The following is a 24180-nucleotide window of genomic DNA, read 5'->3' as shown; positions in this document are numbered from 1 at the left end:
GATCACGAAAACAGGAGAGCAGGGACTGCAGATGGCCGAATTGACCATCAACGCCGACGACGTCCGTATTGCGTTGAACGAGTTCGCGGCGTCCTACGAACCCGGAAACGCTGAGCGCGTAGAGGTCGGCCGTGTAACGACCGCAGGTGACGGCATCGCCCGTGTTGAGGGCCTTCCCTCGGTCATGGCGAACGAGCTGCTTCGCTTCGAAGACGGCACCCTGGGCCTGGCCCAGAACCTCGACGTGCGCGAAATCGGTGTCATCATCCTCGGTGACTTCACGGGAATCGAAGAAGGCCAGGAAGTCCACCGCACCGGACAGGTCCTGTCCGTGCCGGTAGGCGACGCCTTCCTCGGCCGAGTGGTTGACCCGCTGGGCCAGCCCATCGATGACCTTGGCGAGATCAAGGCCGAAACCACCCGTGCCCTGGAACTCCAGGCGCCCGGCGTGACCGCACGCAAGTCGGTTCACGAGCCGATGCAGACCGGTCTGAAGGCTATCGACGCCATGATCCCGATCGGCCGGGGACAGCGCCAGCTGATCATCGGTGACCGCCAGACCGGCAAGTCGGCTATCGCTATCGACACCATCATCAACCAGAAGGCCAACTGGGCTTCAGGGGATGTCAGCAAGCAGGTGCGCTGCATCTACGTCGCGATCGGCCAGAAGGCGTCCACGATCGCTGCTGTCCGCCAGACCCTCGAGGACAACGGCGCGCTGGAATACACCACCATTGTGGCTTCCCCCGCGTCTGACCCCGCAGGCTTCAAGTACCTGGCACCGTACGCCGGCTCGGCTATCGGCCAGCACTGGATGTACGGCGGCAAGCATGTCCTGATCGTGTTCGACGACCTCTCCAAGCAGGCCGAGGCCTACCGTGCTGTGTCGCTGCTGCTGCGCCGCCCGCCGGGACGCGAAGCCTACCCGGGCGACGTCTTCTACCTGCACTCCCGTCTGCTGGAGCGTTGTGCCAAGCTCTCCGACGAACTCGGAGCGGGTTCGATGACCGGCCTGCCGCTCATCGAAACCAAGGCAAACGACGTCTCGGCGTACATCCCGACCAACGTGATCTCCATTACCGATGGCCAGATCTTCCTGCAGTCGGACCTCTTCAACGCCAACCAGCGTCCCGCCGTGGACGTCGGTGTCTCCGTCTCCCGCGTCGGTGGCGCTGCACAGGTGAAGTCCATGAAGAAGGTTTCCGGCACGTTGAAGCTGGAACTGGCTCAGTACCGTGACATGCAGGCTTTCGCAATGTTCGCGTCGGACCTCGACGCCGCATCGCGCCAGCAGCTGACCCGTGGGGCCCGCCTCATGGAACTGCTCAAGCAGGGCCAGTACTCACCGTTCCCGGTTGAGAACCAGGTCGTGTCCATCTGGGCCGGTACCAACGGCCACCTTGATGAGGTCCCGGTTGAGGACATCAACCGCTTCGAGACCGAGTTCCTGGAGCACCTCAAGCACAAGTCCTCGATCCTGACCACGCTGGCGCAGACCAACGTGATGGACGATGACACCGCTGAAGCACTGAAGACCGCGATCGTGGCCTTCAAGAAGGGCTTCTTCGGCGAGGGCGACAACCTCCTGGTAGGTGCTGGCCACGAGGAGCACGAAGCCATCGACGAGGCTCAGGTCGACCAGGAAAAAATCGTCAAGCAGAAGCGCTAGTTTCGCTGGCAGGGACTGCCGGAGGCCCTTCGGGTTTCCGGCAGTCCCGGCCATCGGGATCTTAGGAAAGGAAAAGTATGGGAGCCCAGATTCGGGTCTACCGCCAGAAGATCAGCTCGACCACGTCGATGCGCAAGATCTTCAAGGCGATGGAACTGATCGCTACCTCGCGCATCGGCAAGGCCCGCGCACGCGTAGCGGCTTCACTGCCTTACGCAAACGCGATCACGCGTGCCGTTTCTGCTGTGGCAAGCCAGAGCGAGATCGACCACCCGCTGGTCACCGAGCCGGCACAGATCCGCCGCGCCGCCGTCCTGATCATCACCGCTGACCGCGGCCTTGCAGGGTCCTACTCCGCGACGGTACTCAAGCAGGCTGAAGGCCTGATTGAGCTGCTCCACGAGGAGGGCAAGGAAGTCAAGACCTACGTGATGGGCCGCAAGGCGCAGGCGTACTTCGATTTCCGGAACCGTGCTTTCGAGCGCGGATGGACCGGCAACACGGACGCCCCGGTGTTCGAAGTTGCACGCGAGGTTGGTGCTGCACTGCTGGAGGACTTCGCCACCGCATACGAAGAGGGTGGCGTTGACGAGATCCATGTTGTCTATACCCGCTTCAAGTCCATGGTGACGCAGGAACCGACTGTCATCCGTCTGCTTCCCCTCGAGGTTGTCGAAGAGAAGGCTGCGTCCGAATCGGACCTCCTGCCGCTCTACGAATTCGAGCCGGAAACGGAGCAGGTTCTTGATGCTCTGCTTCCGCGCTACATCGAGTCACGTATTTTCGCCGCCATGTTGCAGGCAGCAGCTTCCGAGCTCGCAGCCCGCCAGCGGGCGATGAAGTCCGCCGGCGACAACGCGACGGACCTCATCAAGAAGTACACGCGTCTGCGCAACACTGCCCGTCAGGCTGAAATTACGCAGGAACTTTCCGAAATCGTTGCCGGTGCCGACGCCTTGAGTGCGTCCTAGCCAGCACGGTCCGGCCCAGCTGTACCTGCACCAAGAAATAAACTTAACCCCCACGCCATCTACTGAGTGAAGTGAGAGAGATGACTGCCACCGCTACCGAACACGTAGCAGCAACGTCCGGTGCTACCGGCCGTATTGCCCGTGTTATTGGCCCGGTTGTCGACGTCGAATTCCCGGCTGACGCAATCCCCTCGATTTACAACGCCCTCACCACGGAGATTACTCTCAACGGTGAAACCAAGACCGTAACGTTCGAGGTCGCCCTGCACCTGGGTGACAACCTCATTCGTGCCATCTCCCTGCAGGCCACCGACGGACTCGTCCGCGGTACCAGCGTTGTGGACACCGGCTCGCCCATCACCGTGCCCGTTGGCGACGGCGTCAAGGGTCACATCTTCAACGTGCTGGGCAAGCCCCTCGACGTTGACGAGTCCGAGATCCAGGCTTCGGACTACTGGCCGATCCACCGCAAGGCACCTGCCTTCGCGACCCTTGAAGGTTCCACCGAGATGCTGGAAACCGGCATCAAGGTCATCGACCTGCTCACCCCGTACATCAAGGGTGGAAAGATCGGCCTCTTCGGCGGCGCCGGCGTTGGCAAGACCGTCCTGATCCAGGAAATGATCACCCGTGTTGCCCGCAACTTCGGTGGTACTTCCGTCTTCGCCGGTGTCGGCGAGCGTACCCGTGAGGGCAACGACCTCTGGGTTGAAATGGAAGAGGCTGGCGTCCTCAAGGACACTGCCCTTGTATTCGGCCAGATGGATGAGCCGCCGGGAACGCGTCTTCGCGTGGCCCTTTCCGCCCTGACCATGGCGGAATACTTCCGCGATGTCCAGAACCAGGACGTGTTGCTCTTCATCGACAACATCTTCCGCTTCACGCAGGCAGGTTCCGAGGTTTCCACCCTCCTCGGCCGCATGCCGTCGGCTGTGGGCTACCAGCCCAACCTGGCAGACGAGATGGGACTCCTCCAGGAGCGCATCACGTCCACCAAGGGCCACTCCATCACCTCGATGCAAGCCATCTACGTTCCCGCAGATGACTACACCGACCCGGCCCCGGCCACGACCTTCGCACACCTCGACGCAACCACGGAACTGTCCCGTGAAATTGCTTCCCGTGGTCTGTACCCGGCCGTTGACCCGCTGACGTCGACTTCCCGAATCCTGGACCCCCAGTACATCGGCAAGGATCACTACAACACGGCTGTCCGTGTGAAGCAGATCCTGCAGAAGAACAAGGAACTCCAGGACATCATCGCCATCCTCGGTGTCGATGAGCTCTCGGAAGAGGACAAGATCGTCGTGTCGCGTGCACGCCGTATCCAGCAGTTCCTCTCCCAGAACACCTACACCGCCAAGCAGTTCACCGGCGTCGAAGGCTCCACGGTGGCCATCAAGGACACCATCGAAGGCTTCACTGCCATCTGCGACGGCGACCTCGACCACATTGCAGAGCAGGCGTTCTTCAACGTCGGCGGCCTGGATGACGTTGAGCGCCAGTGGGCCAAGATCCAGGAACAGACCAAGTAATATGGCTGAGCTTGAGGTTGAGATTGTCGCAGCGGACCACTTCGTGTGGTCCGGAGCGGCCAAGATGGTCAAGGCCCGCACCAGCGATGGTGAAATCGGAATCCTGCCCGGCCACTCGCCCCTGCTGGCGATCCTGGCCGAAGGTGAACTGGCCATTGAGCCGGTTTCCGGGGACCGCATTGCCGTAGCTGTTGACGGCGGATTCTTCTCCGTTGACAACAACCGCGTGGTGATTGTTGCTGACAACGCCCAACTGGGTGACGCGGCTACTGCTGGGATCCGCTAGCACGACCCTGATGGACGCTCCGACTCTTACGTTCATCGCACTGGCAATCGCCTTCGGATTGCTGATTTTTACACTGTGCCTTTCAGGGGTGCGCCGCTTCAACCTGCGGCGCGCCCTGGGCACGGCCGACGCCTCCATTTGCCTGGCTGGAAACAGCTGGCAGATGGGGGTTTGTCGTTACCAGGACAACGATCTTGAGTGGTTCCGGCTGCTCTCCCTGAGCGTCCGTCCCAAACACAAATTCAAGCGCAGCTCGCTGGAGCTGCTCGGCCGCCGCAAGCCCACCGAAGCTGAGGCTGTGAAGGTCCAGCCTGACGTCGTGATCGTCGAGTTGCGCTATGAAGGCCAGGACCTTCGGCTGGCCATGAAATTCGATGCCTATACGGGACTGTCCTCCTGGCTGGAAGCCGGGCCGGTCGTCGGCGTAGGTACCTGGCGCTAGGCACGTGGACTGGATCGCCGATATCAGGTTGACGGACGGGCCGCTCTACTGGACGGCCTGGGTCCTCGGCGTTGCTGCCGGCGTCTACCTGATCTTCCGACCGCGGCCGCTGACCCGCCGCCGCTGGTTCGTTAGCGTTGCCGCCGCCCTGGCCGCAGCTGCCGGCCTGGTCCTCGTGGTGCACTGGATCCTGATCTACCTGACTTCCGTTTTTCCTGACGAACTGCCGTGGGACGTCCTTGCCTGGGTGTTTGCCGCCGTCGTGGCACTGTTTCTTTTGCTGCTGAGGCTCCCGCCGGGATCATGGCGCAGCCGTACGCTGGACGGTGTTGCCCTCCTGGCGGTGATACTGCTTGCCGCCGTGCAGATCAACGCCTACTTTGGCCTCAACAGGACAGTGGCGGACCTTACGGGCACGGCTCTTTCCCGGATCCCGCCCCTTGAGCAGGAGCTGAAGCGCCAGGCCGGCAGCACCGCGCAGACCCTGTCCGGCTGGAAGCCCGCCGGTGACCTTCCCCCCGACGGCGTCCTGCGCACCGCCTCCATTCCGGCAACGGCCTCCGGCCTCCAGACCCGCGACTCCTACATTTACCTGCCCCCTGCCTACTTTGCCTCGAACCGTCCCAGCCTTCCGGTCCTGGTGCTGGTTCCCGGCCAGCCCGGCGGCCCGGCGGACTGGCTGACCGGGGGTTCCCTGCAGCGGCGCATGGACAGTTTCGCGGCGGATCACGGGGGAGTGGCCCCTGTGGTGGTGGTGGTGGACCCCAACGGGAGCCAGTCGGCGAATTACCTTTGCATGGACAGCGCCATGGCCAAGGCTGACACCTACATGGCAGTGGATGTGCCGGCATGGATTCTGGGCAATCTCGACGTCGACTCCGACCACAAGCGGTGGGCAGTTGGCGGGTTCAGTTTTGGGGCCACGTGCGCCATACAAATGGGCACCCGGCATCCGGAACTCTATGCCGGTGTCCTGGCCTTCGCCAGCGAGAGGGAGCCGGCACTGGCCAAGGAACGCCAGAAGACCGTTGATGCAGCGTTCAACGGCGATACCGGTGCCTTCGACGCACAGCTGCCGCTGACCCTGATGGGCGAGCGGCAATACCCCGGCAGTGTGGCCTACTTCGCGGCAGGCGCCACCGATCCGGAGTTCGTGGGCAACCTCCGTGCGCTGAGCGCGGCTGCCCGCGGGGCAGGGTTCACGGTGGGGGAGGACGAGGTCCCGCACGTAGGCCATTCCTGGGACATGCTGACTCCGGGCCTGACCAACGGGCTCGACCTCCTGGCCAGGCAGTGGGGATGGGAGGAGTGAGGACCCTGAACGAGGTCCGTGCGCCTGCGCTGCTTTGGTCAACTGTGGGGTTGCCGGCTGCCCGGAAGCTTTGGGATTACGTGCGCTCCGTACCTTTGACGCTGTGCATCCTCGGACTTTTCCTGGCCGTCGGTGCCCTCACCGGGAGTTACCTCAGCGGTCCGCCTGTGGAGCTTCTGCCCGTCGCCGGCGTCAGCGCCCCCGGACTGAGGGGCGGCGCCTGGTGGGCGCTTTTCACGTCCCTGTTCTTTGCCACCAACCCGCTGGCCTACCTTGTTGCATCGTTGATGATCCTGCTGCTGTTGGGCCTGGCCGAGCGCAGGCTGGGACCGCTCCGGACTGGCCTGATATTCCTCTGCGGCCAGTTCGCCGGCGTCACGGTGTTCCTGCTCCTGACCCAGCTGGCCCGTTACGCGGGAGACGGCTGGCTGGGGCTCATGGCGGACTACAGCCTGATCGGGCCCTACGCCGCTGTCCTGACTGTTTCCATGGCGGCCAGTGGCCATCTCCCGCTCCTCTGGCGCCGCCGCCTGTGGACCGCCGTGCTCTCCGTTGCCCTCCTGCTGGTCCTGTACGTGGGGCATCCGGAGACGGTCATTGGACTGATAGGAGCCGTTCTTGGCCTCGCCGCCAGCTGGTGGCACCAGGGTGACCTCAGCCATCTGCATGCGCCGCGTTCAACAGGCCGTGAGACCAGGAACCTCCTGGCACTGACGGTGGCTGTGTTTGCCGTGGGGCCCATCCTGACGGCAGTGGCCCGCACACCTACCGGTCCGCTGGCGCTGCTCCGGGACGTGGTCCTGAATCCCGTGCCCACGCTGGGCCAGCTCGAAGCAAACTGCGGCCCGACTGTGGAGGCCTCGTGCCTGGAGGTGGGCCGGGCGGGATTCACCGGGCCGCTCGGACTTGCCGTGGCAGTGGTGCCGGTTGTCCTGTTGCTGATCTGTGCCGACGGCATGCGCCGCGGCCGCAGAATGGCGCTGCGCATCACACTGGCAATCCAGCTTGCCGTCACCGCACTGGCGGCCGTCTACCTGGCTCTCTTTGCGCTGATACCGCACTATCCGTCACGGCCGCAGACCGCCGCCATGGGCTCCGGGTTCGCCCACATCCTGCCCCTGGTCATTGTGCCCCTCCTGCTCGCGGTGCTGCTGTGGATTAACCGGAGGCAGTTCCGGGTGGAGACGGTCCCAAGCGCCCGCCGCAAACTCATAGCCGTGGTGGGCGGTGTCTGGCTCTTCCTGGCCGGGAGCTACACCGTCGCCTGGTTCGGGGCCGGCGGAATGACGCGCGACGGCGGCCTGCTGGGTCTGCTGGCCGAATTGTCCAGGCAGTACCTTCCTGTGCCGCTTCCGAACCTGTACCGCCGGGTCTTTGCCGACCGCAACAGCCTGGAGTCCCTGATTTTCGGTTACTCCGGACCGGTGTTCTGGTTGGTTGCCCTGGCCGGGGTCTGGTCCGTGCTTCTGGGACGGCATCATGGCAGCGACTCCGGGCACGATGACAGGGCCAAGGCACGGATGCTCCTCCATCAGGGCGGCGATTCGTTGTCGTGGATGGCCCTCTGGGAGCCTAACCGCTACTGGTTCAGCCCGGACGGACACGGCGCGGTTGCCTACCAGCAGCACGGCAACGTTGCCCTGACGCTCGCGGGTCCCTTCGGTGCCGCAGACACCCGGTTGCGGACTGCCGAGGAATTCCTTGACTACTGTGCCGGCGGGGCCCTCGTGCCCGCCTTCTACTCCTGCGACAGCACGCTGTGGCCGCTGCTTCAGCGGCGCGGCTTCCAGCGGGTCGCGGTGGCCCAGGAAACCCGGCTTGCCATCCAGGAGCTCGAATTCAAGGGTAAGGAATGGCAGAACGTCCGGACAGCGCTGAACCGGGCAGCCAAAATAGGGGTCAAAGCTGTCTGGGGCACCTACCACGGACTTCCGGTGGAACTGCGCGCCCGGCTGAGCGAGGTGTCGGAGGAGTGGGCAGCGGCAAAAACCATTCCCGAAATGGGTTTCACGCTCGGCGGCATTGATGAACTGATGGATGACGAGGTGCTGTGCTGCCTGGCCGTTGACGGCCACGGCTCCGTGCACGGGGTCACCAGTTGGCTGCCCGTTTACGACGGCGGGAAGGTGGTCAGCCGCACCCTGGACGTGATGCGCCGGGCCGATGAAGGATTTCCGGGGGTGATGGAGTTCCTGATTGCCTCCGCGGTGCTCAAGTTGCGGGACTCCGTGGAAGTTATTTCGCTCTCCGGGTCGCCGCTTGCACAGCATCCCGGGGAGGGGGAAGAGCAGGACGCGACGGATCCGGCCGAGAACCTGGTCCGCATCCTTGATGTGGTGGGCCACGCCCTGGAACCCGTCTATGGGTTCCGGTCCCTGGCGGCGTTCAAATCCCGTTTCAAGCCCGAGTACCGGGCGCTGTACCTGTATTACCAGGACCCGCTGCAGTTGCCGGCAATTGGACGCGCTCTCACCCGTGCCTATTTGCCGGGCCTCTCGCTGCGCCAAGGGGCGCGGCTCGTCCGGAGCCTCGTCAGCTGAGGCGGGGGCATGGCCTGCCGTCATAAACAAAAAGATCCCCGGCACGGATGTTGGGGATCTTCTTGTAGCTGAAGGCCGCACCTGGCGGCCGTCGAAGCGGGGATCAGACCAGCGTTACGCCGGTTGCCTGGGGGCCCTTGGCGCCCTGACCGATCTCGAACTGAACGCGCTGGTTCTCATCGAGGGTCTTGAATCCACCGGTCTGGATCTCGGAGTAGTGAACGAAGACATCGCCATCGGAGTCATCCGGGGTAATGAAGCCGAAGCCCTTTTCAGCGTTGAACCACTTGACGGTTCCCTGTGCCATTTTATTTCTCCTCATTATGGAACTTATCTAAGGCCAGCACACCTCGTGCCGGACTTGGTCACTCCGCGAGAAGAATCCTTCACTGCCCGTTCCTTGGGAACAGGCCCTGCAGGAGCTTCGCGCTCGCAACTTGTCTTGCGAGCATGAAAAACACCTACACAAAGACTGTCCTAAGAATTTCATGCCGTTCCTGTCAGGTCAACGGCTCTGACCGGCGAATCCAGCAAATCTTAGGTAAAAAGCGGATGAATCCCCTCGTCAGGGGCGTGCGGCGCTTCAGAACAGCCGGGATTCGCTGTCATCCACGCCGCGCATGGCATCGTAGTCCAGCGTGATGCAGTCGATCCCGCGGTCGTTGGCCAGCACCTTCGCCTGCGGCTTGATCTGCTGGGCCGCGAAGATTCCGCGCACCGGCGCCAGCCGGGGATCCCGGTTGAGGAGTTCAAGATAGCGTGTCAGCTGCTCCACGCCGTCGATGTCGCCCCGGCGCTTGAGCTCGATGGCTACGGTGGCGCCGGCGGCGTCCCTGGCCAGGATGTCCACCGGTCCGATCGCGGTGAAGTACTCGCGACGGATCAGTGAGAAGCCCTCGCCAAGCGTCTCGATCTGGTCCGCGAGCAGGCGCTGCAGGTCCGCCTCGACGCCGTCCTTGATCAGGCCCGGGTCCACGCCCAGGTCGTGGGAGGACTCATGGAGCTGCTCATGGATGTTGATGATGAGCCGGTCATCGGTCTTGGCCGACTGCACGGTCCACTGCTCAGTGACACCAAGCTCAAGGTCAACGTCGTCCGGTGTCGACACACGGAGTGTGGCCGGCGGGCTCATCCAGTTCAGCGGCTTATAGGAACCGCCGTCGGAGTGGACCAGCACCGAGCCGTCGGCCTTAACCAGCAGGAGCCTGGTGGCAAGGGGGAGATGGGCTTTAAGCCGGCCAACGTAATCAACGGAGCATTGGGCTATGACAAGTCGCACGCCGTACACACTACCGGGGCTGGGGCAGAATGGAGGCATGCCCCGTTCCAACCGCCCCCGCCGCCCGGCCTCCGGAAAACCGGGAGGACCTCCCGGCAGGGCCGCAGGAAAGAAGGGCAGCGGGGAAGTCCCTGAGCTGGATCTGGAGCGTGCCCGGGCAGGCATTGCCCGCCGGGAGAGCGCCCCCGACGGCGAGTGGATGGTCCGGACCATGACCGCAAAAAACGCGGAAAAGACCTACATCTGCCCCGGCTGCTCCACTGCAGTGGTTCCCGGGATTGCCCATCTGGTGGTGTGGAAGGACGACCACCTGTTCGGGGCGGCGGCCGGTCTTGCCGAACGCCGCCACTGGCACACGAACTGCTGGCTGTCCCGGTCCTACCGCTACCGCTGAGGCACCCGGCTCGCCGGCCCCCGCCCCTGAGTCGCTAAGCTGGCAGGCATGACTTTTGATCCGGCGTCGTTCGAATTCACCCAGCCCTCGGGCCCGTCACCCATCCGTGCCTCCACGGTCCTGCCGGCCCGGCGGGAGAACATCCACCTCCACACGGAGGACGGCCACGAACTGGTGGGGGAGCTGGCGCTGCCGGAATCGGGCCCGGTCACTGCGACGCTGATCACCCTGCACCCGCTGCCGACCCACGGCGGGTTCATGGACTCCCATGTCTTCCGCAAGGCCTCTTACCGGCTTCCCGCCCTGGCGGGTGTGGCCGTGCTCCGCTTCAACACGCGCGGAACGTCATCGCCGCGCGGCACCAGCGCCGGAACGTTCGAAGAGGGGATCGGCGAGCGGCTCGACGTCGAGGCGGCGGTGCGGTTCGCCGTCGAACGTCAGCTCCCCAACCGCTGGCTGGTGGGTTGGTCCTTCGGCACCGAGCTGGCGCTGATGTACGGCGCCGTGGAGCCGGTGGCCAGCCAGATCGAGGGCGCAGTACTGTTGTCGCCGCCGCTGCACCGCGCCACTGACGCCCATCTCCGGCTGTGGGCGGAGGCGGCCAAACCGCTGACAGTGCTCGTGCCCGAGCACGACGACTACCTTCAGCCCGCGGCTGCCGCAGAACGCTTCAGCCTGGTGCCCCATGCCCGGGTGGTAGCGGTCGACGGCGCCAAGCACCTTTGGGTGGGGGAGAAATACGCCTCGCGTGCGCTCAATGAGATCGTCGATGACGTCACCGAAGCCGGTTCCGGCCCCGAAGGCCTGCCGCAGGAGTGGAACGGGCCGGTGTCCACGGCCGTCGCCTAATGCTTGTCCTGGCGGACGATGTAGATCTCCTTCAGGAGCAGCAGGATGGCGGCGGCAGTGGGGATGGCGATCAGGGCGCCCAGGACGCCCAGCAGGCTGCCGCCGGCAATGACGGAGATGACGGCCACCGCCCCGGGCACGGCCACGGCTTTCTGCATGATGCGCGGGGAGATGAAGTAGGCCTCGAACTGAAGGTAGGCGAAGTAGCAGACCGCGTAGATGGCGGCCGTCTGCCAGCCCACGGTCAGTGATATCAGCACCACGATCACGCCCGCAATGAGCCCGCCGACCAGGGGGATGAACGCCAGCAGCGCCACCACGAAGGCAAGCAGCAGGGCGAACGGGACCCCGACGATGGACATTACGATGAAGGCGAACAGGGCATTGAGCAAGGCAACGCAGGCCTGGCCGATCACGTAGTTGCCCACTGAACGGGTGATCTCCTCGGACAGCGCGGCAACCCGCGGCCGCCGGGAGCGGGGGGCCAGCCGGTAGCCCCACTTCTTCATGGCCGGAAGCGCCGCCAGGAAGTAAAGGCTCAGGACCAGGACAATCAGGGTGCCGAAGAGTCCGTTGGCGAGGGTGGAGCCGAAGCCCACCACTCCGCCGAAGATCCCTCCCATGGCGGCCGGATCATTGACGAACTTATCGAGTTCCTCAGTGACGCGGTCGCGGATGCCGAACTGGCTGTCCACGGTGCGGAAAAATTCAGAATCGATGAAGTCCCGCACCCAGGTGGGTGCCTGCTCCACAATTTCCGTGACCTGTTCGACAATCGTGGGAATGAGGGTGGCGAAAAACCCCGCCACCGCACCCACCAGTACTGCGACGGAAAGCAGAATGCCGGCCGGGCGGGGAATCTTCCGGTTCTCCAGCCAACCGACCACCGGCTCCAGCCCAAGGGCGATAAACAGCGCGGCCACAATCCACAGCAGCAGTTGCGTGGTGTTCGAACCGATCCAGTAGACCAGCAGTGCAAGGCCCACTCCCACGGTGCCCATGAAACCCATGTACAGCGGATGCTGAGGGGAGATGCGCGGGCCCGGCTTGCCGAACTGGGGAGACGTCTCGCCGTCCGCTGCGGTGTCCTCTTCAGCGGCCTGGTACTCAGGCGGCAATTCCGGCGGCATCTCAAAACGAAGCCTGGGCTGGGCCCCCGGCAGCGGCTGGCGGAGGCGGCGGGCAATGAAGCCCAAGGCGGCGGCCGCGGCCGCGGTCCGCTTTCTCCTGGCAGGCTTTGCCTGCAGGGGTTTTTCCGGCAGGGACTGCGGGGCGCCTGCGGCCGGTTGATTCTCGTGTGCCGCGGAGGACTCATCCGTCTTGTCAGTCACTGGATTATGGGGCCCGTTCCGTGCGTGGCGCCGCGTGTGCGTGCCGGTGTGATGATCATCGCAAACACTATCAGCAGCCTTGGTACCAGACGCGGGAACGGCCGGTCGGGAGGGCCTGCGCGGGACCTGACGGGGCCGCCGACGGGCCCCAAAAGGGGGTCCCGGTAACAAAACGGTTACTATTGAGGGTAAACCCCCGCTGATGATAGGTGTTTCCTTGCGTTTCAAGACTGCAGTCGCACTCGTGCTGCTCGGCCTCCTGACACTTCTGGCCGGTATCGGCCAGAAAACCATTTGGGCTCCCTCCCCGACCTTCACGGCTTCGGCCCCGTCAGATGCGGCCGCGGCACCCCTGACCGTAATCGACCAGAAACTGCGCACGCTGCACGGTGGAACGGTGAAGATCAAGATCGAGGGGGACGGCGCCTTCATGCTCGCGGCCGGCCGGCCCGATGACGTGGATGCCTGGGTGGGCCAGAGTGCCCACAACACCGTGACGGGGGTTTCCGAGGACGAGAAATCGCTCCAGCTCGAACACGCGGACGGCGAGGCAACAGTTCCGAACCCCGCAGGATCGGACCTGTGGGTTTCAACCGAAAACGCCAGCGGCGCACTGGAGTACTCCTGGACCCCGCCCGCGGACGGGGAATGGTCCCTGTTGCTGGCCTCCGACGGCACCAAGCCTGCGCCCTCCTCGATCTCCATGACATTCCCCAATGACACCGCCACACCCTGGGCCGTCCCGCTGATGGTCCTCGGCGGGCTCCTGATCCTGGCCGGCATCGCCCTGGCGATCCTCTCGGCAAGGAAGAAGGACGGCGAAGGCGACGGCCAGGGCAGCGGTTTTGCCCAGCGTGCCCGGGCGAAGTCCGAAGCCCGGTCCTCTTCGAAGCTGCAGATGGTCTCCGGTGGAGCCGCCGTTGCCGCTGTGACCGCCGTCGTTGTGGCGGTAACCGGTGGCGCCGCCAGTGCTGCCACCACACCCGCCCCGGCTCCGGCAACCGGATCCCCTGCCGCAGAGGCACCGGCCTCGCCCGTCCTCCTGGACGCCCAGTTCCGCCGGATCCTGGAACAGGTCTCCAGCGCCGTGGACGCCGGTGACGGCGCAAAGGACGCGGCCAAGCTCGCTGAGCGGGTCGGTGGCACGGAGCTTGAAGTCCGCACGCAGAACTACAAAATCCGTTCCCAGGTGGGTACCTATGAAGCCCGCATGCCGGTCCGTTCCACGAAGCTGCTCACCACCGTGGTCACCAGTGAACGCAGCTGGCCCCGCTCGGTCCTGGCTGTCACCCAGGGCGACGGCAACGTTGTCCCGCAGCTCCTGACCCTGGTCCAGCCGTCCCCGCGCGAGAACTACAAGCTCACCGAGACCACCCCGCTGCAGCCAGGAACAACGTTCCCGGCGATCAACCGGAGCGGGACGCAGACCCTGGCCGCCGCTGACAAGTCGGGGCTGCTTTACAGCGGTGAAGAAGCCCTTGCCGGGTTGGCCGACCGCCTGGCCAACCCCGAGTCGAGCTTCAAGGACAAGCTGTTGGAAGGCGCATCCTCGCCGTACATTGCCGATACGCTCTCCTACCAGGCAGAGGTGGTCAAGTCGGGTGAAAACGGCACCTTCTCCTTCACCCACAAGGTGGTGCCGGAAAGCACCGTGGTATTCCGCACTGCCGACGGCGGGGCGCTGGTTCTGGGCCGGATTAACTTCGGCTTCGACGGCACGCCCAAGGCCTCCGGCGACAAACTCACCATCGGTGACGACGCCGCGGCGCTCGCCGGCGGCAAGGAAACCACCACCGGCATGGTCCTGAACTTCGCCGAGTCGATGGCGGTCTATGTCCCGCCCGCAGGCTCCACCGATCCCATGAAGCTGGTGGCAGCCACCCGTGGACTGGTAGGGGCAAGCTTCAAGTAGGGCCGAAAGGGTAAACCCCTTCACGCAGTACACCCGGCAGCGGCCGGAGTGGCTAGAGTGGAAAGCATGAGTTCGCCAGCTTCCCGCCCAGTCCCTCCAGCCGCTGCCAGCCTGCTTAACCTGCGTGGCGCCGTCGACCTTTCTTCACTGAAACAGCGGCAGGCGCCGCCCGCGGTCCCCGGCAACACCCCCGCGGGTCCGCAGGCCCCCGCCGATCAGGCCGGTACCGCGAACCCCGACGCCGGCCCCGCTCCGCTGAGGGTCGACGTCACCGAAAGCAACTTCCAGGAGCTGGTGGAGCTTTCTGCCCAGGTTCCGGTTGTCATCGCGCTGTGGGCCGCCTACTCACCCGAATCCGCCGGGATGCTGGACACCCTTGAACGCGTGGTCAACAGCTTTGCCGGCCGGCTGGTCCTGGGCACCGCCGACATCGACGCGTTCCCGCAGCTCGCACAGGCATTCCAGGTCCAGGCTGTCCCCACGGCAATCGCCGTAGTCAAGGGCCAGCCGGTTCCCCTCTTCCAGGGCGGCGCCGAGGAACCCCAGATCAGGGCCATCCTGGATGAACTGCTGAAAGTCGCCGCAGCCAACGGCGTCACGGGCAGCCTTGGCGGGGGAGTGCAGCAGGACGCCGAGCCTGCCCCGCTGCCGCCGCTGCACCAGGCCGCCTTCGACGCCATCGAGGCAGGCGACTACGAAGCCGCAGCGGTGGCCTACCGCCAGGCCCTGCTGGAGATGCCCGCCGACGCCGAAGCCAAGGCCGGCCTCGCCCAGGTGGAACTGATGGCCAGGCTCCAGGCGCTCTCCGCAGAGGACACCGAAGCACTCCGGACCCTCGCCGCCAACGAACCCGACAACCTGGAGGCCCAGCTGGGCGTGGCCGACGTGGACGTCGCCGGCGGTCATGTGGAGGATGCCTTCAACCGCGTGGTCAGCTTCATCGGCCGGAACTTCGGCCCGGAACGGGAAACCGCACGCGTCCGGCTCCTGGAGCTCTTCGACGTGGTGGGCACCACCGACCCCCGTGTCGGCAAGGCGCGGCAGGGGCTGGCCAGGGTGCTGTTCTAGTGCCGGCACTCTTTGAGCCGCTGAAGCTCCGCTCGCTGGAGCTGAAGCACCGGGGCTGGGTCTCGCCCATGTGCCAGTACAGCTGCGGTCCCGACGGCGCCCCCGGAGTGCCGAATGACTGGCACCTGATGCATCTGGGCTCCTTCGCCGCCGGCGGCGCCGCGCTTATCCTCACCGAGGCGGCCGCCGTCAATGCGCAGGGGCGGATCAGCCCCAGGGACGCCGGGCTCTACAACGACGAACAGGCAGAAGCCTGGCAGCGGATCACTGATTTTGTGCACCGCAACGGTGCCGCCGACACGAAGATCGGGGTCCAGCTGGCCCACGCCGGCGGAAGGCGTCCACGTACTGGCCCTTTTCCGGGCAACGGGGGAGCGTGCCGGAGTCCGACGGGGGCTGGTCCACGGTGGGCCCCTCGCCGACGGCATTTGACGGCTATGCCGAACCGGCCGGGATGACCGGGGAACAGATCCACGGGGTGATCGGTGATTTCGCCGAAGCCGCGGTCCGTGCGGTCGATGCCGGGTTTGACACCGTGGAGCTGCATGGTGCCCACGGCTACCTCCTGCACCAGTTCCAGAGCCCGCTGACCAACACACGGACTGACTCCTGGGGCGGCGACGAGGAAGGCCGCAACCGGCTGATGCTCGCCGTCGTTGATGCGGTCCGCGACGTCATCCCCGAATCCATGCCCCTGCTGCTGCGGATCTCTGCCACCGACTGGGCGCGGGGCGGCGTCGACATCGAGGCATCCGTCCGCCTGGCCGCCCAGGCGGCCGAGCGCGGCGTTGACCTCGTGGACGTTTCCAGCGGCGGCGCCGTGGCCCATCAGGACATCAGGCCCGGCCCGGGTTACCAGACAGGCTTCTCCGAGCGGATCCGCCGGGAAGCCAATGTCCCCACCGGAACTGTGGGCCTGCTGACCTCCGCGGACCAGGCCGAACATGCCGTGGCAACCGGACAGGCCGACGGGGTGTTCATCGCCAGGGCGGCGCTCCGCGATCCGCACTGGTGGCTCCGCGCCGCATTCAAACTTGGACACGAGCTGGCGTGGCCGCCGCAATATGAACGTGCCATCCCACGGCATTCGTTCTAGGCGCGCCGCTGGCGAATAAGCCCTTCACCCCGCGCGGAGCCGAGGCGTTACGCTGACTCTATGACTGCTCCGCATCCTGACCGGGTGCCGCCCGCCGGCCCGTTACCTGCCCTGTCAATCCGTGGGCTCGCCAAGCGTTTCGGCGGGAAAATCGCCGTGGACGGGATCAGCCTGGATGTCCCGGCAGGTTCGTTTTTTGGCATTGTGGGCCCCAACGGCGCCGGCAAGACCACCACTTTGTCGATGGCCACCGGCTTGATGCGGCCGGACTTCGGCACCGCGGTGGTGCACGGGGTTGACGTCTGGGCCAGGCCGCTGGAGGCGAAAAAGCTCATGGGCATCCTGCCTGACGGCGTGCGCCTCTTTGACCGGCTGACCGGCGAGCAGCTCGTCACCTACGCCGGACTGCTGCGGGGCATGGACAAGGAAGTGGTGGCTTCCCGGGTGGGTGAGCTGTTGTCCGCACTGGACCTTGGCGACGACGCCGGGACCCTGGTGGTGGACTACTCCGCAGGCATGACCAAGAAGATAGCCCTCGCGTCCGCGCTGATCCACGCTCCGCGGCTCCTGGTGCTGGACGAGCCCTTCGAATCCGTGGACCCCGTCTCCGCATCGAACATCCGCGCCATCCTGGACCGCTACGTTGCATCCGGCGGGACGGTGATCGTGTCCAGCCACGTCATGGATCTGGTCCAGCGGATGTGCGACCACGTGGCCGTGGTGGCCGTCGGCAGGCTGCTCGCCGTAGGAACGGTGGATGAGGTCCGCGCCGGTCAGTCGCTGGAGGAAAGATTCGTTCAGCTGGTGGGCGGGCGCAACCACACGGAAGGCCTGGAATGGTTGCGCACCTTCTGAGGCTGAAGCTGACCCTGCTCCGCAACGGCCTGCGCCGCAGCCCGTGGCAACTTGTGGGCATGGCGTTCGGTGGACTGTACGCGCTGGGCCTGGTGGGGGCGCTGGTGGTGGCCCTGGTTCTGCTGCGCCGTGCGGATCCGGAGCTTGCGCACATGGCAGTAGTGCTTGGCGGGTCGGCGGCCCTGCTGGGGTGGGGCATTGTTCCCATCGCGGCCTCGGCGGTGGACATGACCCTGGACCCTGCGCGGTTCACCACGTCAGCCATCCCCATGCCGCAGCTCCTGACCGGCCTGGCACTGGGTGGGCTGATCGGCATCCCCGGCCTGGCCACGGCGCTGGTTGCCCTGGCCACCGTGTGGACCTGGGCCCGGGGCCCGCTCCCCGCAGCTGCCGCACTGGTGGGCGCTGCGCTGGGCGTGATGAGTTGTATTGTCCTGTCCAGGGTGGTGACCACCGCAACGGCCAGCCTGGCGTCGTCGCGCCGCTTCAAGGACGTCAGCGCCATTGCCTTCATGATCCCTTTGGTCATGATGGGCCCCATTGTGGCGGGTGTCAGCAGGGGAATAGCCGCCTCAGCGGGGTTCCTCACGGAGCTGACGGCAACCCTGTCCTGGACGCCCCTGGGTGCGGCGTGGTCGCTCGGCGGCGACGTTGCCGCCGGCCGGCCCCTGGAGGCCGCCGTCAAATTCGTTCTTGCCGTGGCCACTTTAGCGGGCCTCGCCTGGTGCTGGAAGCTGCTCCTGGAGCGGGCACTGGTCAATCCGCCGTTCGCCGGAAGCGGGAGCCGAAAGGGCGGAAATCTGGGTCTGTTCGGGCTGCTGCCGGCAACGCCGGCCGGTGCCGTGACGGCAAGGTCCCTGACGTACTGGGTGCGGGATCCCCGCTATTCGGGTTCCCTGGTGGTGGTACCGCTGCTGCCCGTTCTGCTGGTCTTCCAGGGCAGCCAGTCCGGCAACTATGGGTCCCTGGCGTTCGCGGCACCCCTGTCAGCGTTCCTCCTGGCCTGGTCCATCTCGGCGGACGTCTCCTATGACAACACAGCATTTGCCCTTCATGTCGCCACCGGCGTGCGGGGGGTGGATGACCGGCTGGGACGGGCGCTGGCCTGCCTCGCCTTCGCCCTGCCTGTGGTGCTCATCTTTGCGGTGGGCCAGGCGTTTTTCACCGGCGGCTGGGCGGAGTTGCCGGGTCAGCTTGGCCTCAGCCTGGGGGTCCTCTTCACGGGCCTGGGGCTGTCCTCCGTGGTGTCGGCGCGCTACACGGTTGCTGTTCCGTTGCCCGGCGACAGCCCGTTCAAAAAGCCCCCGGGCAATGTGGGACAGACACTCGCTGTGCAGTTCGCCGGCATGGGTATCCTGGGCCTCCTGGTCCTGCCCGAGGTGGTCCTGTTCATCGCGCAGCTGCTCACCGGCAATCCCGTCCTGGGGTGGGCCAACCTGGCCGTCGGCCTGATGCTGGGACTGGCCCTGTTTGCGGCAGGCATCCGGCTCGGTGGCAAGTGGCTCGATGCACGCGGTCCCGAACTGCTGGCCCAGCTGACCGTGAACCGCTGAGCCCGGCCCAACGAAAGGTCGTGATCCATGGAAGTCGTCATCCTCCCGGGCAGCAGGCAGATGGGAAAGCTGGCCGCCGACGCCATCGAGGAACTGGTGCGGAAGAAGCCGGAGGCAGTGCTGGGCCTGGCCACGGGGTCCTCGCCCCTGCCCGTCTACGATGAACTGGCGGGGCGCCACAGCGGCGGCCTGGATTTTAGCCAGGCGCACGCCTTTGCACTGGACGAGTACGTGGGCCTGGCACCCGGGCACCCGGAATCCTACCGGGAAGTGATCCGGCGCGAGTTCACCACCCGGGTGAACATTCCCGAGGACAATGTCCATACACCCGACGGCGCCGCGAAGGATCTACCCGGCGCCTGCCGGTCCTATGAGGCCGCAATGCGGGCAGCGGGCGGGGTGGACCTGCAGCTGCTGGGCGTGGGTACCGATGGGCACATCGGTTTCAATGAGCCTGGATCATCCCTCGCGTCGCGGACCCGCATCAAGAGCCTGACCGAACAGACGCGGCGGGACAATGCCCGGTTCTTCTCCGGCCTGGCGGAGGTGCCGCACCACGTGGTTACCCAGGGGCTGGGCACCATCATGGAAGCCCGGCATATCGTCCTGGTTGCCACAGGAGCGCGTAAGGCCCCGGCTGTCCGTGACTTCGTGGAAGGTCCGGTCTCGGCGTTCTGCCCGGCGTCGATCCTGCAGTTCCACCCGCACGCCACCATCCTGGTGGATGAAGCTGCCGCATCCTCGCTGAAGCTGGCGGATTTCTACCGGCACACGTACGAACACAAACCCGCCTGGCAGGGACTGTGAGGGCGAAACGGTCCGGCCGCCGTCGAACGTCCAGGGCCGGGGGAGGCTAAGATGGATGCCATGACTAGCATGACGGACCCTCTCGAAAACGACCCGATGCGCGAGCTTTCCGGGGCTGGAACGTCCACGGCCACCATTGAGCGCGAAGAGCTGCGCCAGGAAGTGGAGCCCGGCGACCGGGAACGCTTCTCGCACTATGTGCGCAAGGAAAAGATCATGGAATCCGCGCTGACGGGCGAGCCTGTCATTGCCCTGTGCGGCAAGGTGTGGACGCCCGGCCGGGATCCGAAGAAGTTCCCGGTGTGCCCCATGTGCAAAGAGGTCTATGACGGCCTCCGCCCGGGCAACGACGGCGGCAAGGGTCCCGGAGGGGACTCAGGCAACAACAAGTAGTGACGGAGACGCTCTTTGGCGGCCCCACCCTGCCTCCGGCCTATCCGGAACGCGCAGCCTGGGGAACCGCCCAAAAACTCCGTGCCTGGCAGCAGGAAGCGCTTGACCTCTACTTCCGAACCGGTCCCCGGGACTTCCTCGCGGTAGCAACCCCCGGCGCCGGCAAGACCACCTTCGCCCTGCGGGTGGCCTCCATGCTCATCGAGGCCGGAGCGGTGAACCGCGTGACCATCGTGGCGCCAACGGATCACCTGAAACGGCAGTGGGCCGACGCCGCCGCCAAGGTGGGCATCGCCATCGATCCGAACTTCAAGAACGCCGACGGCCAGCACGGCCGCGGCTTCGTCGGTGTGGCCGTCACGTACGCGCAGGTGGCCAGCAAGCCGATGCTGCACCGCGCCAAGACTGAGGCCGCCCGGACGCTGGTGATCCTTGACGAGATCCACCACGGCGGCGAGGCCCTGTCATGGGGTGACGGCCTGAAAGAGGCATTCGATCCCGCGGCCCGGCGGCTGTCCCTGACGGGTACGCCGTTCCGTTCGGACACCTCACCCATTCCCTTCGTGGAATACGCCGAGGACCGTGACGGCATCAGGCGGTCCAAAGCGGACTACACCTACGGCTACGGCAACGCCCTGCGCGACCACGTGGTGCGGCCTGTCATGTTCATGGCCTACTCCGGCCAGATGCGGTGGCGCACCAGCGCCGGGGAAGAGATGGCTGCCTCCCTCGGCGAGGCCGCTGTGACCAAGGACATCACGGCGCACGCCTGGCGGACTGCGCTGAACCCGGCCGGCGAATGGATTCCGGCTGTCCTGGCCGGAGCGGACAAGCGCCTCAGCGAGGTCCGCCGCACCGTCCCTGATGCCGGCGGCCTGGTTATCGCCACTGACCACGAGGATGCCAGGGCTTATGCCGGGCAGTTGAAGAAGATTACGGGGGAGTCGCCAACCGTCATTCTCTCCGACGACGCCAAGGCCTCCAGCAAGATCGAGGAGTTCACCACCAGCGGGAAACGATGGATGGTGGCGGTCCGCATGGTTTCTGAAGGCGTGGATGTGCCGCGGCTGTCCGTGGGCGTCTATGCGACGTCCACGTCGACTCCGCTGTTCTTCGCCCAGGCAGTGGGACGCTTTGTCCGTGCCCGTAAGCGGGGTGAAACCGCCTCGGTGTTCCTTCCGTCGGTGCCGGCGCTGATGGGACTGGCCAACTCCATGGAACTGGAGCGGGACCACGCCCTGGACCGCCCCGAAAAAGAGGACGGCGACGGCCTTTTCAGCCCCGAGGATTCCCTGATGGCCGAGGCCAACCGGGAGGACAAAGCCTCGGACAGCCTGACCAAGGGCAAGTTTGAGGCCCTCGATTCACAGGCTTCCTTTGACCGCGTCCTGTTCGACGGCGGTGAGTTCGGCACCGGGGGAGAGGTGGGCTCCGAGGATGAGCTGGATTTCCTGGGCATTCCGGGCCTCCTGGACGCCGAGCAGGTAGGCACTCTCCTGCGGCAGCGCCAGCACGAGCAGCTCAACCGGAAGAACCGGCGCTCGCCGGTGGCTGAACCGGCAGCCGCTCCTGCAATGCCCGACCACCGGATGCTGATGGACCTGCGGAACGAGCTGGCCAAGAACGTGGCTGCCTGGTCTGCCCGGACCGGGACCCCGCACGGCGTGGTGCACACCAAGCTCCGGACCGTTTGTGGCGGTCCGCCGGTGGCACAGGCCAACGAGGAGCAGCTTCAGTCGCGGCTGCGGAAGCTCCAGGACTGGTTCATCGGCCGCAAGTGACCGGCCAGAAGTGACCGGGCAGAAGTGACCGGGCGCCGATGACCCGCCGGAAGTGATCAGCTGACTTCGACGCCGCCGAGCTCCATTTCGGCTACGGCATCCTCAAGGTCCTCGGCGATGCCGGCAGTAAGCGAGCGGATGACCGTCACGGAGTAGCCCGCCTGGACCGCATCCAGTGCGGTGGCCATGACGCAGTAATCGGTGGCGATCCCCACCACCACCACGTCCTCGACGTCGTGGCTCTGCAGCCAGTCGTCCAGGCCGATGGCGTCATCCGCCGGCGAGTAGTCCCCGGCGTCCGCGTCGGCGGGAAGGGAACCGGCCAGCCGTTCGCCGGTGGGAACGGCATCCTCGGGCGCCAGCAGGCCTTCGAACCCGGAATACGCCGCGGCGAACTGGCCCTTCTGGAAGTACGCCTGGATGTATTCGGTGTCCAGGTCCGGGTGGAGTTCGGCGCCCCGGGTTCCCGCTACGCAGTGGCGCGGCCAGCTGTCCTTGAAGTCCGGGGTGTCGGAAAAGTGCGCACCGGGATCGATGTGCCAGTCCTGCGTGGCAACAATATGGTCGAATTCGGTGTGGTGGGCGTCAACGTAGTCACTGATGGCCGACGCCACGTGGGCACCGCCGGGCACGGCGAGCGAACCGCCCTCGCAGAAGTCGTTCTGGACGTCGACGATGATCAGGGCGCGGGACATCAGTTCTCCTCGTAGATGGTGGGAATGGCAGGCTCGCCGCGCTGCAGTCGGTTAACCACGGCGGGCAGTTCGGCCATGGTGTCGGCATGGCGCTGGCGTGCGCGCATCACGCCCTCGTGCCCGGTCCAGCCAGGGAGAAGCTCGCCGTTCTTCATGAACTGCTGCAGGAGGGGCCGGTCGTTGCCGTCGTCATCGGGACGGTGGCCGATTCCCACAACTTCCTGGGTGGCGATGCCGCGCTCGTTGAGCTTGCGCAGCGCGTACTTGCGGCCGCCCATGCTGGTTTTGTTCTTGGCGGCCTTCGCCACGGACACGAAGTTACCGGCGTCGTCGGTGCGGCTGACCAGCTTGTAGACCATGCTGGCCGTGGGGGCCCCCGAGCCCGTCACCAGCGAGGTGCCCACGCCGTAGGAGTCGACAGGGGCGGACTGGAGGCCCGCGATCGCGAATTCGTCGAGGTCCGAGGTGACCATGATCCGCGTGTTCTCGTTGCCGAGCTGGTCCAGGAGTTGGCGGACCCACTGTGCCTGGGCGACGAGGTCGCCGGAGTCGAGGCGGACGCCCCCGAGTTTCGGTCCCGCCAGCTCAACGGCCGCACGGACCGCTGTTTCGACGTCGTACGTGTCCACCAGCAGCGAGGTGCCTTCCCCCAGGGAGGCGAGCTGGGCCTCGAACGCTTCGCGTTCAGTGTCATGCAGGAGGGTGAAGGAGTGCGCGGCAGTGCCGACGGTCTTGATGCCGTACCGCATGCCGGCCTCAAGGTTGGAAGTGCTGTGGAAACCGGCGATGACGGCGGCCCGGGCGGAGGCGGTTGCCGCCTCCTCATGGGTGCGCCGGGACCCCATCTCAATGCACGGCCGGTCGCCTGCCGCGCTGATCATGCGCGACGCGGCCGAGGCAATGGCGCTGTCGTGGTTCAGGACCGAGAGTATGTAGGTCTCCAGCATGCAGGCTTCAGCGAAGGTTGATTCGACAATCAGGATGGGGGAGTTGGGGAAGTACGCCTCGCCTTCCGGGTAGCCCCAGATGTCGCCGGAGAACCGGTAGTTCGCCAGATAGTCCAGCGTGTCCTGGTTGACCACCCCGGTCCGGCCCAGGAAGTCCAGCTCCGCTTCGCCGAACCGGAAGTCGGCAAGGCCTTCGAGAAGCCGGCCGGTACCGGCCACGATCCCGTACCGCCGGCCATCGGGCAGGCGCCTGGCAAAGGCCTCGAACACCGACTTGCGGTGGGCGGCGCCGGAATGCAGCGACGCCTGCAGCATGGTCAGCTCGTAGTGGTCTGTGTACAAGGACGTGCGGGGATGGTCCCAGCCGGCAGGGGTACTCACAAAATTCACTTTAGTCCCCACCGGCTCCCACGTCTCGCTTCGCTTCGCCGCGGGGCCCTCGCCGGCGTGGGCCCACCCACCCGC

General features: G+C 65.7%; 21 protein-coding genes and 1 pseudogene. 17 read left to right on the top strand and 5 right to left on the bottom strand.

The features are described from left to right. Nucleotides 1-31: 31 nt before the first annotated feature. From atpA to ABIA70_RS01765, 7 genes are all read left to right on the top strand, one after another. Complete coding sequence (gene atpA, locus ABIA70_RS01795; protein ID WP_354146569.1) at nucleotides 32-1669, top strand: F0F1 ATP synthase subunit alpha; 1638 nt, start codon at nucleotides 32-34, stop codon at nucleotides 1667-1669. A gap of 77 nt (nucleotides 1670-1746) precedes the next feature. Beyond that, entirely contained in the window at nucleotides 1747-2640 is an 894-nt protein-coding gene (locus ABIA70_RS01790; RefSeq protein WP_354145899.1) for a F0F1 ATP synthase subunit gamma, read from the top strand. A gap of 80 nt (nucleotides 2641-2720) precedes the next feature. Next, nucleotides 2721-4175 (top strand): F0F1 ATP synthase subunit beta, encoded by a 1455-nt coding sequence (gene atpD, locus ABIA70_RS01785; protein WP_131682607.1) that lies wholly within the window; start codon nucleotides 2721-2723, stop codon nucleotides 4173-4175. Nucleotide 4176: 1 nt separating this feature from the next. Further along, the gene (locus ABIA70_RS01780) at nucleotides 4177-4461 is read left to right on the top strand and encodes a F0F1 ATP synthase subunit epsilon (RefSeq protein ID WP_108598278.1); all 285 of its coding nucleotides are present in this window, start codon (nucleotides 4177-4179) and stop codon (nucleotides 4459-4461) included. Nucleotides 4462-4471: 10 nt separating this feature from the next. Next, nucleotides 4472-4903 (top strand): DUF2550 domain-containing protein, encoded by a 432-nt coding sequence (locus tag ABIA70_RS01775; RefSeq protein ID WP_354145898.1) that lies wholly within the window; start codon nucleotides 4472-4474, stop codon nucleotides 4901-4903. Between the two features lie 4 nt (nucleotides 4904-4907). Continuing rightward, complete coding sequence (locus ABIA70_RS01770; RefSeq protein WP_354145897.1) at nucleotides 4908-6215, top strand: alpha/beta hydrolase; 1308 nt, start codon at nucleotides 4908-4910, stop codon at nucleotides 6213-6215. Then, complete coding sequence (locus tag ABIA70_RS01765; protein WP_502917145.1) at nucleotides 6203-8755, top strand: bifunctional lysylphosphatidylglycerol flippase/synthetase MprF; 2553 nt, start codon at nucleotides 6203-6205, stop codon at nucleotides 8753-8755. Before ABIA70_RS01770 ends, ABIA70_RS01765 begins: the two co-directional genes overlap by 13 nt. 103 nt (nucleotides 8756-8858) lie before the next feature. On the opposite strand, the gene ABIA70_RS01760 is transcribed toward ABIA70_RS01765, so the two are convergent. Together ABIA70_RS01760 and nucS are read right to left on the bottom strand one after the other, a co-directional pair. Next, nucleotides 8859-9062 (bottom strand): cold-shock protein, encoded by a 204-nt coding sequence (locus tag ABIA70_RS01760; protein WP_011692441.1) that lies wholly within the window; start codon nucleotides 9060-9062, stop codon nucleotides 8859-8861. 276 nt (nucleotides 9063-9338) lie between these two features. Continuing rightward, a complete protein-coding gene (gene nucS, locus ABIA70_RS01755) occupies nucleotides 9339-10034 on the bottom strand; it encodes an endonuclease NucS (RefSeq protein ID WP_354145895.1) in 696 nt (231 codons plus the stop codon). Nucleotides 10035-10071: 37 nt separating this feature from the next. Between nucS and ABIA70_RS01750 the strand changes: the two genes are divergently transcribed. Together ABIA70_RS01750 and ABIA70_RS01745 are read left to right on the top strand one after the other, a co-directional pair. Continuing rightward, nucleotides 10072-10428 (top strand): Rv1322 family protein, encoded by a 357-nt coding sequence (locus ABIA70_RS01750; protein WP_354145894.1) that lies wholly within the window; start codon nucleotides 10072-10074, stop codon nucleotides 10426-10428. 48 nt (nucleotides 10429-10476) lie between these two features. Further along, nucleotides 10477-11277 carry an alpha/beta hydrolase gene (locus tag ABIA70_RS01745; protein ID WP_354145893.1) on the top strand — a complete coding sequence of 267 codons (801 nt, stop codon included), beginning with the start codon at nucleotides 10477-10479 and terminating at the stop codon, nucleotides 11275-11277. On the opposite strand, the gene ABIA70_RS01740 is transcribed toward ABIA70_RS01745, so the two are convergent. After that, on the bottom strand, nucleotides 11274-12524 hold the full coding sequence (locus tag ABIA70_RS01740; protein WP_502917167.1) for an AI-2E family transporter: 1251 nt from the start codon (nucleotides 12522-12524) through the stop codon (nucleotides 11274-11276). The genes ABIA70_RS01745 and ABIA70_RS01740 overlap by 4 nt on opposite strands. Before the next feature lie 286 nt (nucleotides 12525-12810). Here ABIA70_RS01740 and ABIA70_RS01735 point away from each other — a divergent pair, with 286 nt between their 5' ends. The 8 genes and pseudogenes from ABIA70_RS01735 to ABIA70_RS01700 all read left to right on the top strand — a co-directional run bounded on the left by ABIA70_RS01735 (nucleotide 12811) and on the right by ABIA70_RS01700 (nucleotide 22073). Continuing rightward, a complete protein-coding gene (locus ABIA70_RS01735) occupies nucleotides 12811-14520 on the top strand; it encodes a DUF8094 domain-containing protein (protein WP_354145891.1) in 1710 nt (569 codons plus the stop codon). A 66-nt stretch (nucleotides 14521-14586) separates the two neighbouring features. Next, nucleotides 14587-15588: a tetratricopeptide repeat protein gene (locus ABIA70_RS01730; protein WP_354145889.1), complete on the top strand. Its 1002-nt coding sequence runs from the start codon at nucleotides 14587-14589 to the stop codon at nucleotides 15586-15588. Then, nucleotides 15588-16684: pseudogene (locus tag ABIA70_RS01725) on the top strand (NADH:flavin oxidoreductase/NADH oxidase). Before ABIA70_RS01730 ends, ABIA70_RS01725 begins: the two are co-directional and overlap by 1 nt. A gap of 60 nt (nucleotides 16685-16744) precedes the next feature. Further along, a complete protein-coding gene (locus ABIA70_RS01720; protein ID WP_354145888.1) occupies nucleotides 16745-17539 on the top strand; it encodes an ABC transporter ATP-binding protein in 795 nt (264 codons plus the stop codon). Next, complete coding sequence (locus tag ABIA70_RS01715; RefSeq protein ID WP_354145887.1) at nucleotides 17521-19092, top strand: transporter; 1572 nt, start codon at nucleotides 17521-17523, stop codon at nucleotides 19090-19092. Before ABIA70_RS01720 ends, ABIA70_RS01715 begins: the two co-directional genes overlap by 19 nt. Before the next feature lie 27 nt (nucleotides 19093-19119). Next, the gene (gene nagB / locus ABIA70_RS01710; RefSeq protein ID WP_354145886.1) at nucleotides 19120-19899 is read left to right on the top strand and encodes a glucosamine-6-phosphate deaminase; all 780 of its coding nucleotides are present in this window, start codon (nucleotides 19120-19122) and stop codon (nucleotides 19897-19899) included. Between the two features lie 51 nt (nucleotides 19900-19950). Then, on the top strand, nucleotides 19951-20292 hold the full coding sequence (locus ABIA70_RS01705; RefSeq protein WP_354145885.1) for a DUF3039 domain-containing protein: 342 nt from the start codon (nucleotides 19951-19953) through the stop codon (nucleotides 20290-20292). Continuing rightward, nucleotides 20292-22073 carry a DEAD/DEAH box helicase gene (locus tag ABIA70_RS01700; RefSeq protein WP_354145884.1) on the top strand — a complete coding sequence of 594 codons (1782 nt, stop codon included), beginning with the start codon at nucleotides 20292-20294 and terminating at the stop codon, nucleotides 22071-22073. Before ABIA70_RS01705 ends, ABIA70_RS01700 begins: the two co-directional genes overlap by 1 nt. Nucleotides 22074-22129: 56 nt before the next feature. Here ABIA70_RS01700 and ABIA70_RS01695 read toward each other — a convergent pair whose 3' ends face one another. Both ABIA70_RS01695 and ABIA70_RS01690 read right to left on the bottom strand, forming a co-directional pair. Then, a complete protein-coding gene (locus ABIA70_RS01695) occupies nucleotides 22130-22768 on the bottom strand; it encodes an isochorismatase family protein (RefSeq protein ID WP_354145883.1) in 639 nt (212 codons plus the stop codon). Then, on the bottom strand, nucleotides 22768-24096 hold the full coding sequence (locus tag ABIA70_RS01690) for a nicotinate phosphoribosyltransferase (protein ID WP_354145882.1): 1329 nt from the start codon (nucleotides 24094-24096) through the stop codon (nucleotides 22768-22770). Before ABIA70_RS01690 ends, ABIA70_RS01695 begins: the two co-directional genes overlap by 1 nt. Nucleotides 24097-24180 lie beyond the last annotated feature (84 nt).

The sequence above is a fragment of the Arthrobacter sp. 754 genome, from assembly GCF_040548695.1.
Classification (GTDB): domain Bacteria; phylum Actinomycetota; class Actinomycetes; order Actinomycetales; family Micrococcaceae; genus Arthrobacter.
Note: the sequence above shows the minus strand (reverse complement) of the source record. Positions and strands in the feature narration are given on the sequence as shown.

Coding starts and splice junctions, on each gene's coding strand:
- ABIA70_RS01775 (WP_354145898.1), top strand. CDS start 4,472: ATGGACGCTCCGACTCTTACGTTCATCGCACTGGCAATCGCCTTCGGA.
- ABIA70_RS01735 (WP_354145891.1), top strand. CDS start 12,811: ATGATAGGTGTTTCCTTGCGTTTCAAGACTGCAGTCGCACTCGTGCTG.
- ABIA70_RS01720 (WP_354145888.1), top strand. CDS start 16,745: ATGACTGCTCCGCATCCTGACCGGGTGCCGCCCGCCGGCCCGTTACCT.
- atpA (WP_354146569.1), top strand. CDS start 32: ATGGCCGAATTGACCATCAACGCCGACGACGTCCGTATTGCGTTGAAC.
- ABIA70_RS01765 (WP_502917145.1), top strand. CDS start 6,203: ATGGGAGGAGTGAGGACCCTGAACGAGGTCCGTGCGCCTGCGCTGCTT.
- ABIA70_RS01715 (WP_354145887.1), top strand. CDS start 17,521: ATGGTTGCGCACCTTCTGAGGCTGAAGCTGACCCTGCTCCGCAACGGC.
- ABIA70_RS01790 (WP_354145899.1), top strand. CDS start 1,747: ATGGGAGCCCAGATTCGGGTCTACCGCCAGAAGATCAGCTCGACCACG.
- ABIA70_RS01760 (WP_011692441.1), bottom strand. CDS start 9,062: ATGGCACAGGGAACCGTCAAGTGGTTCAACGCTGAAAAGGGCTTCGGC.
- atpD (WP_131682607.1), top strand. CDS start 2,721: ATGACTGCCACCGCTACCGAACACGTAGCAGCAACGTCCGGTGCTACC.
- ABIA70_RS01745 (WP_354145893.1), top strand. CDS start 10,477: ATGACTTTTGATCCGGCGTCGTTCGAATTCACCCAGCCCTCGGGCCCG.
- ABIA70_RS01780 (WP_108598278.1), top strand. CDS start 4,177: ATGGCTGAGCTTGAGGTTGAGATTGTCGCAGCGGACCACTTCGTGTGG.
- nagB (WP_354145886.1), top strand. CDS start 19,120: ATGGAAGTCGTCATCCTCCCGGGCAGCAGGCAGATGGGAAAGCTGGCC.
- ABIA70_RS01695 (WP_354145883.1), bottom strand. CDS start 22,768: ATGTCCCGCGCCCTGATCATCGTCGACGTCCAGAACGACTTCTGCGAG.
- ABIA70_RS01705 (WP_354145885.1), top strand. CDS start 19,951: ATGGATGCCATGACTAGCATGACGGACCCTCTCGAAAACGACCCGATG.
- ABIA70_RS01750 (WP_354145894.1), top strand. CDS start 10,072: ATGCCCCGTTCCAACCGCCCCCGCCGCCCGGCCTCCGGAAAACCGGGA.
- ABIA70_RS01730 (WP_354145889.1), top strand. CDS start 14,587: ATGAGTTCGCCAGCTTCCCGCCCAGTCCCTCCAGCCGCTGCCAGCCTG.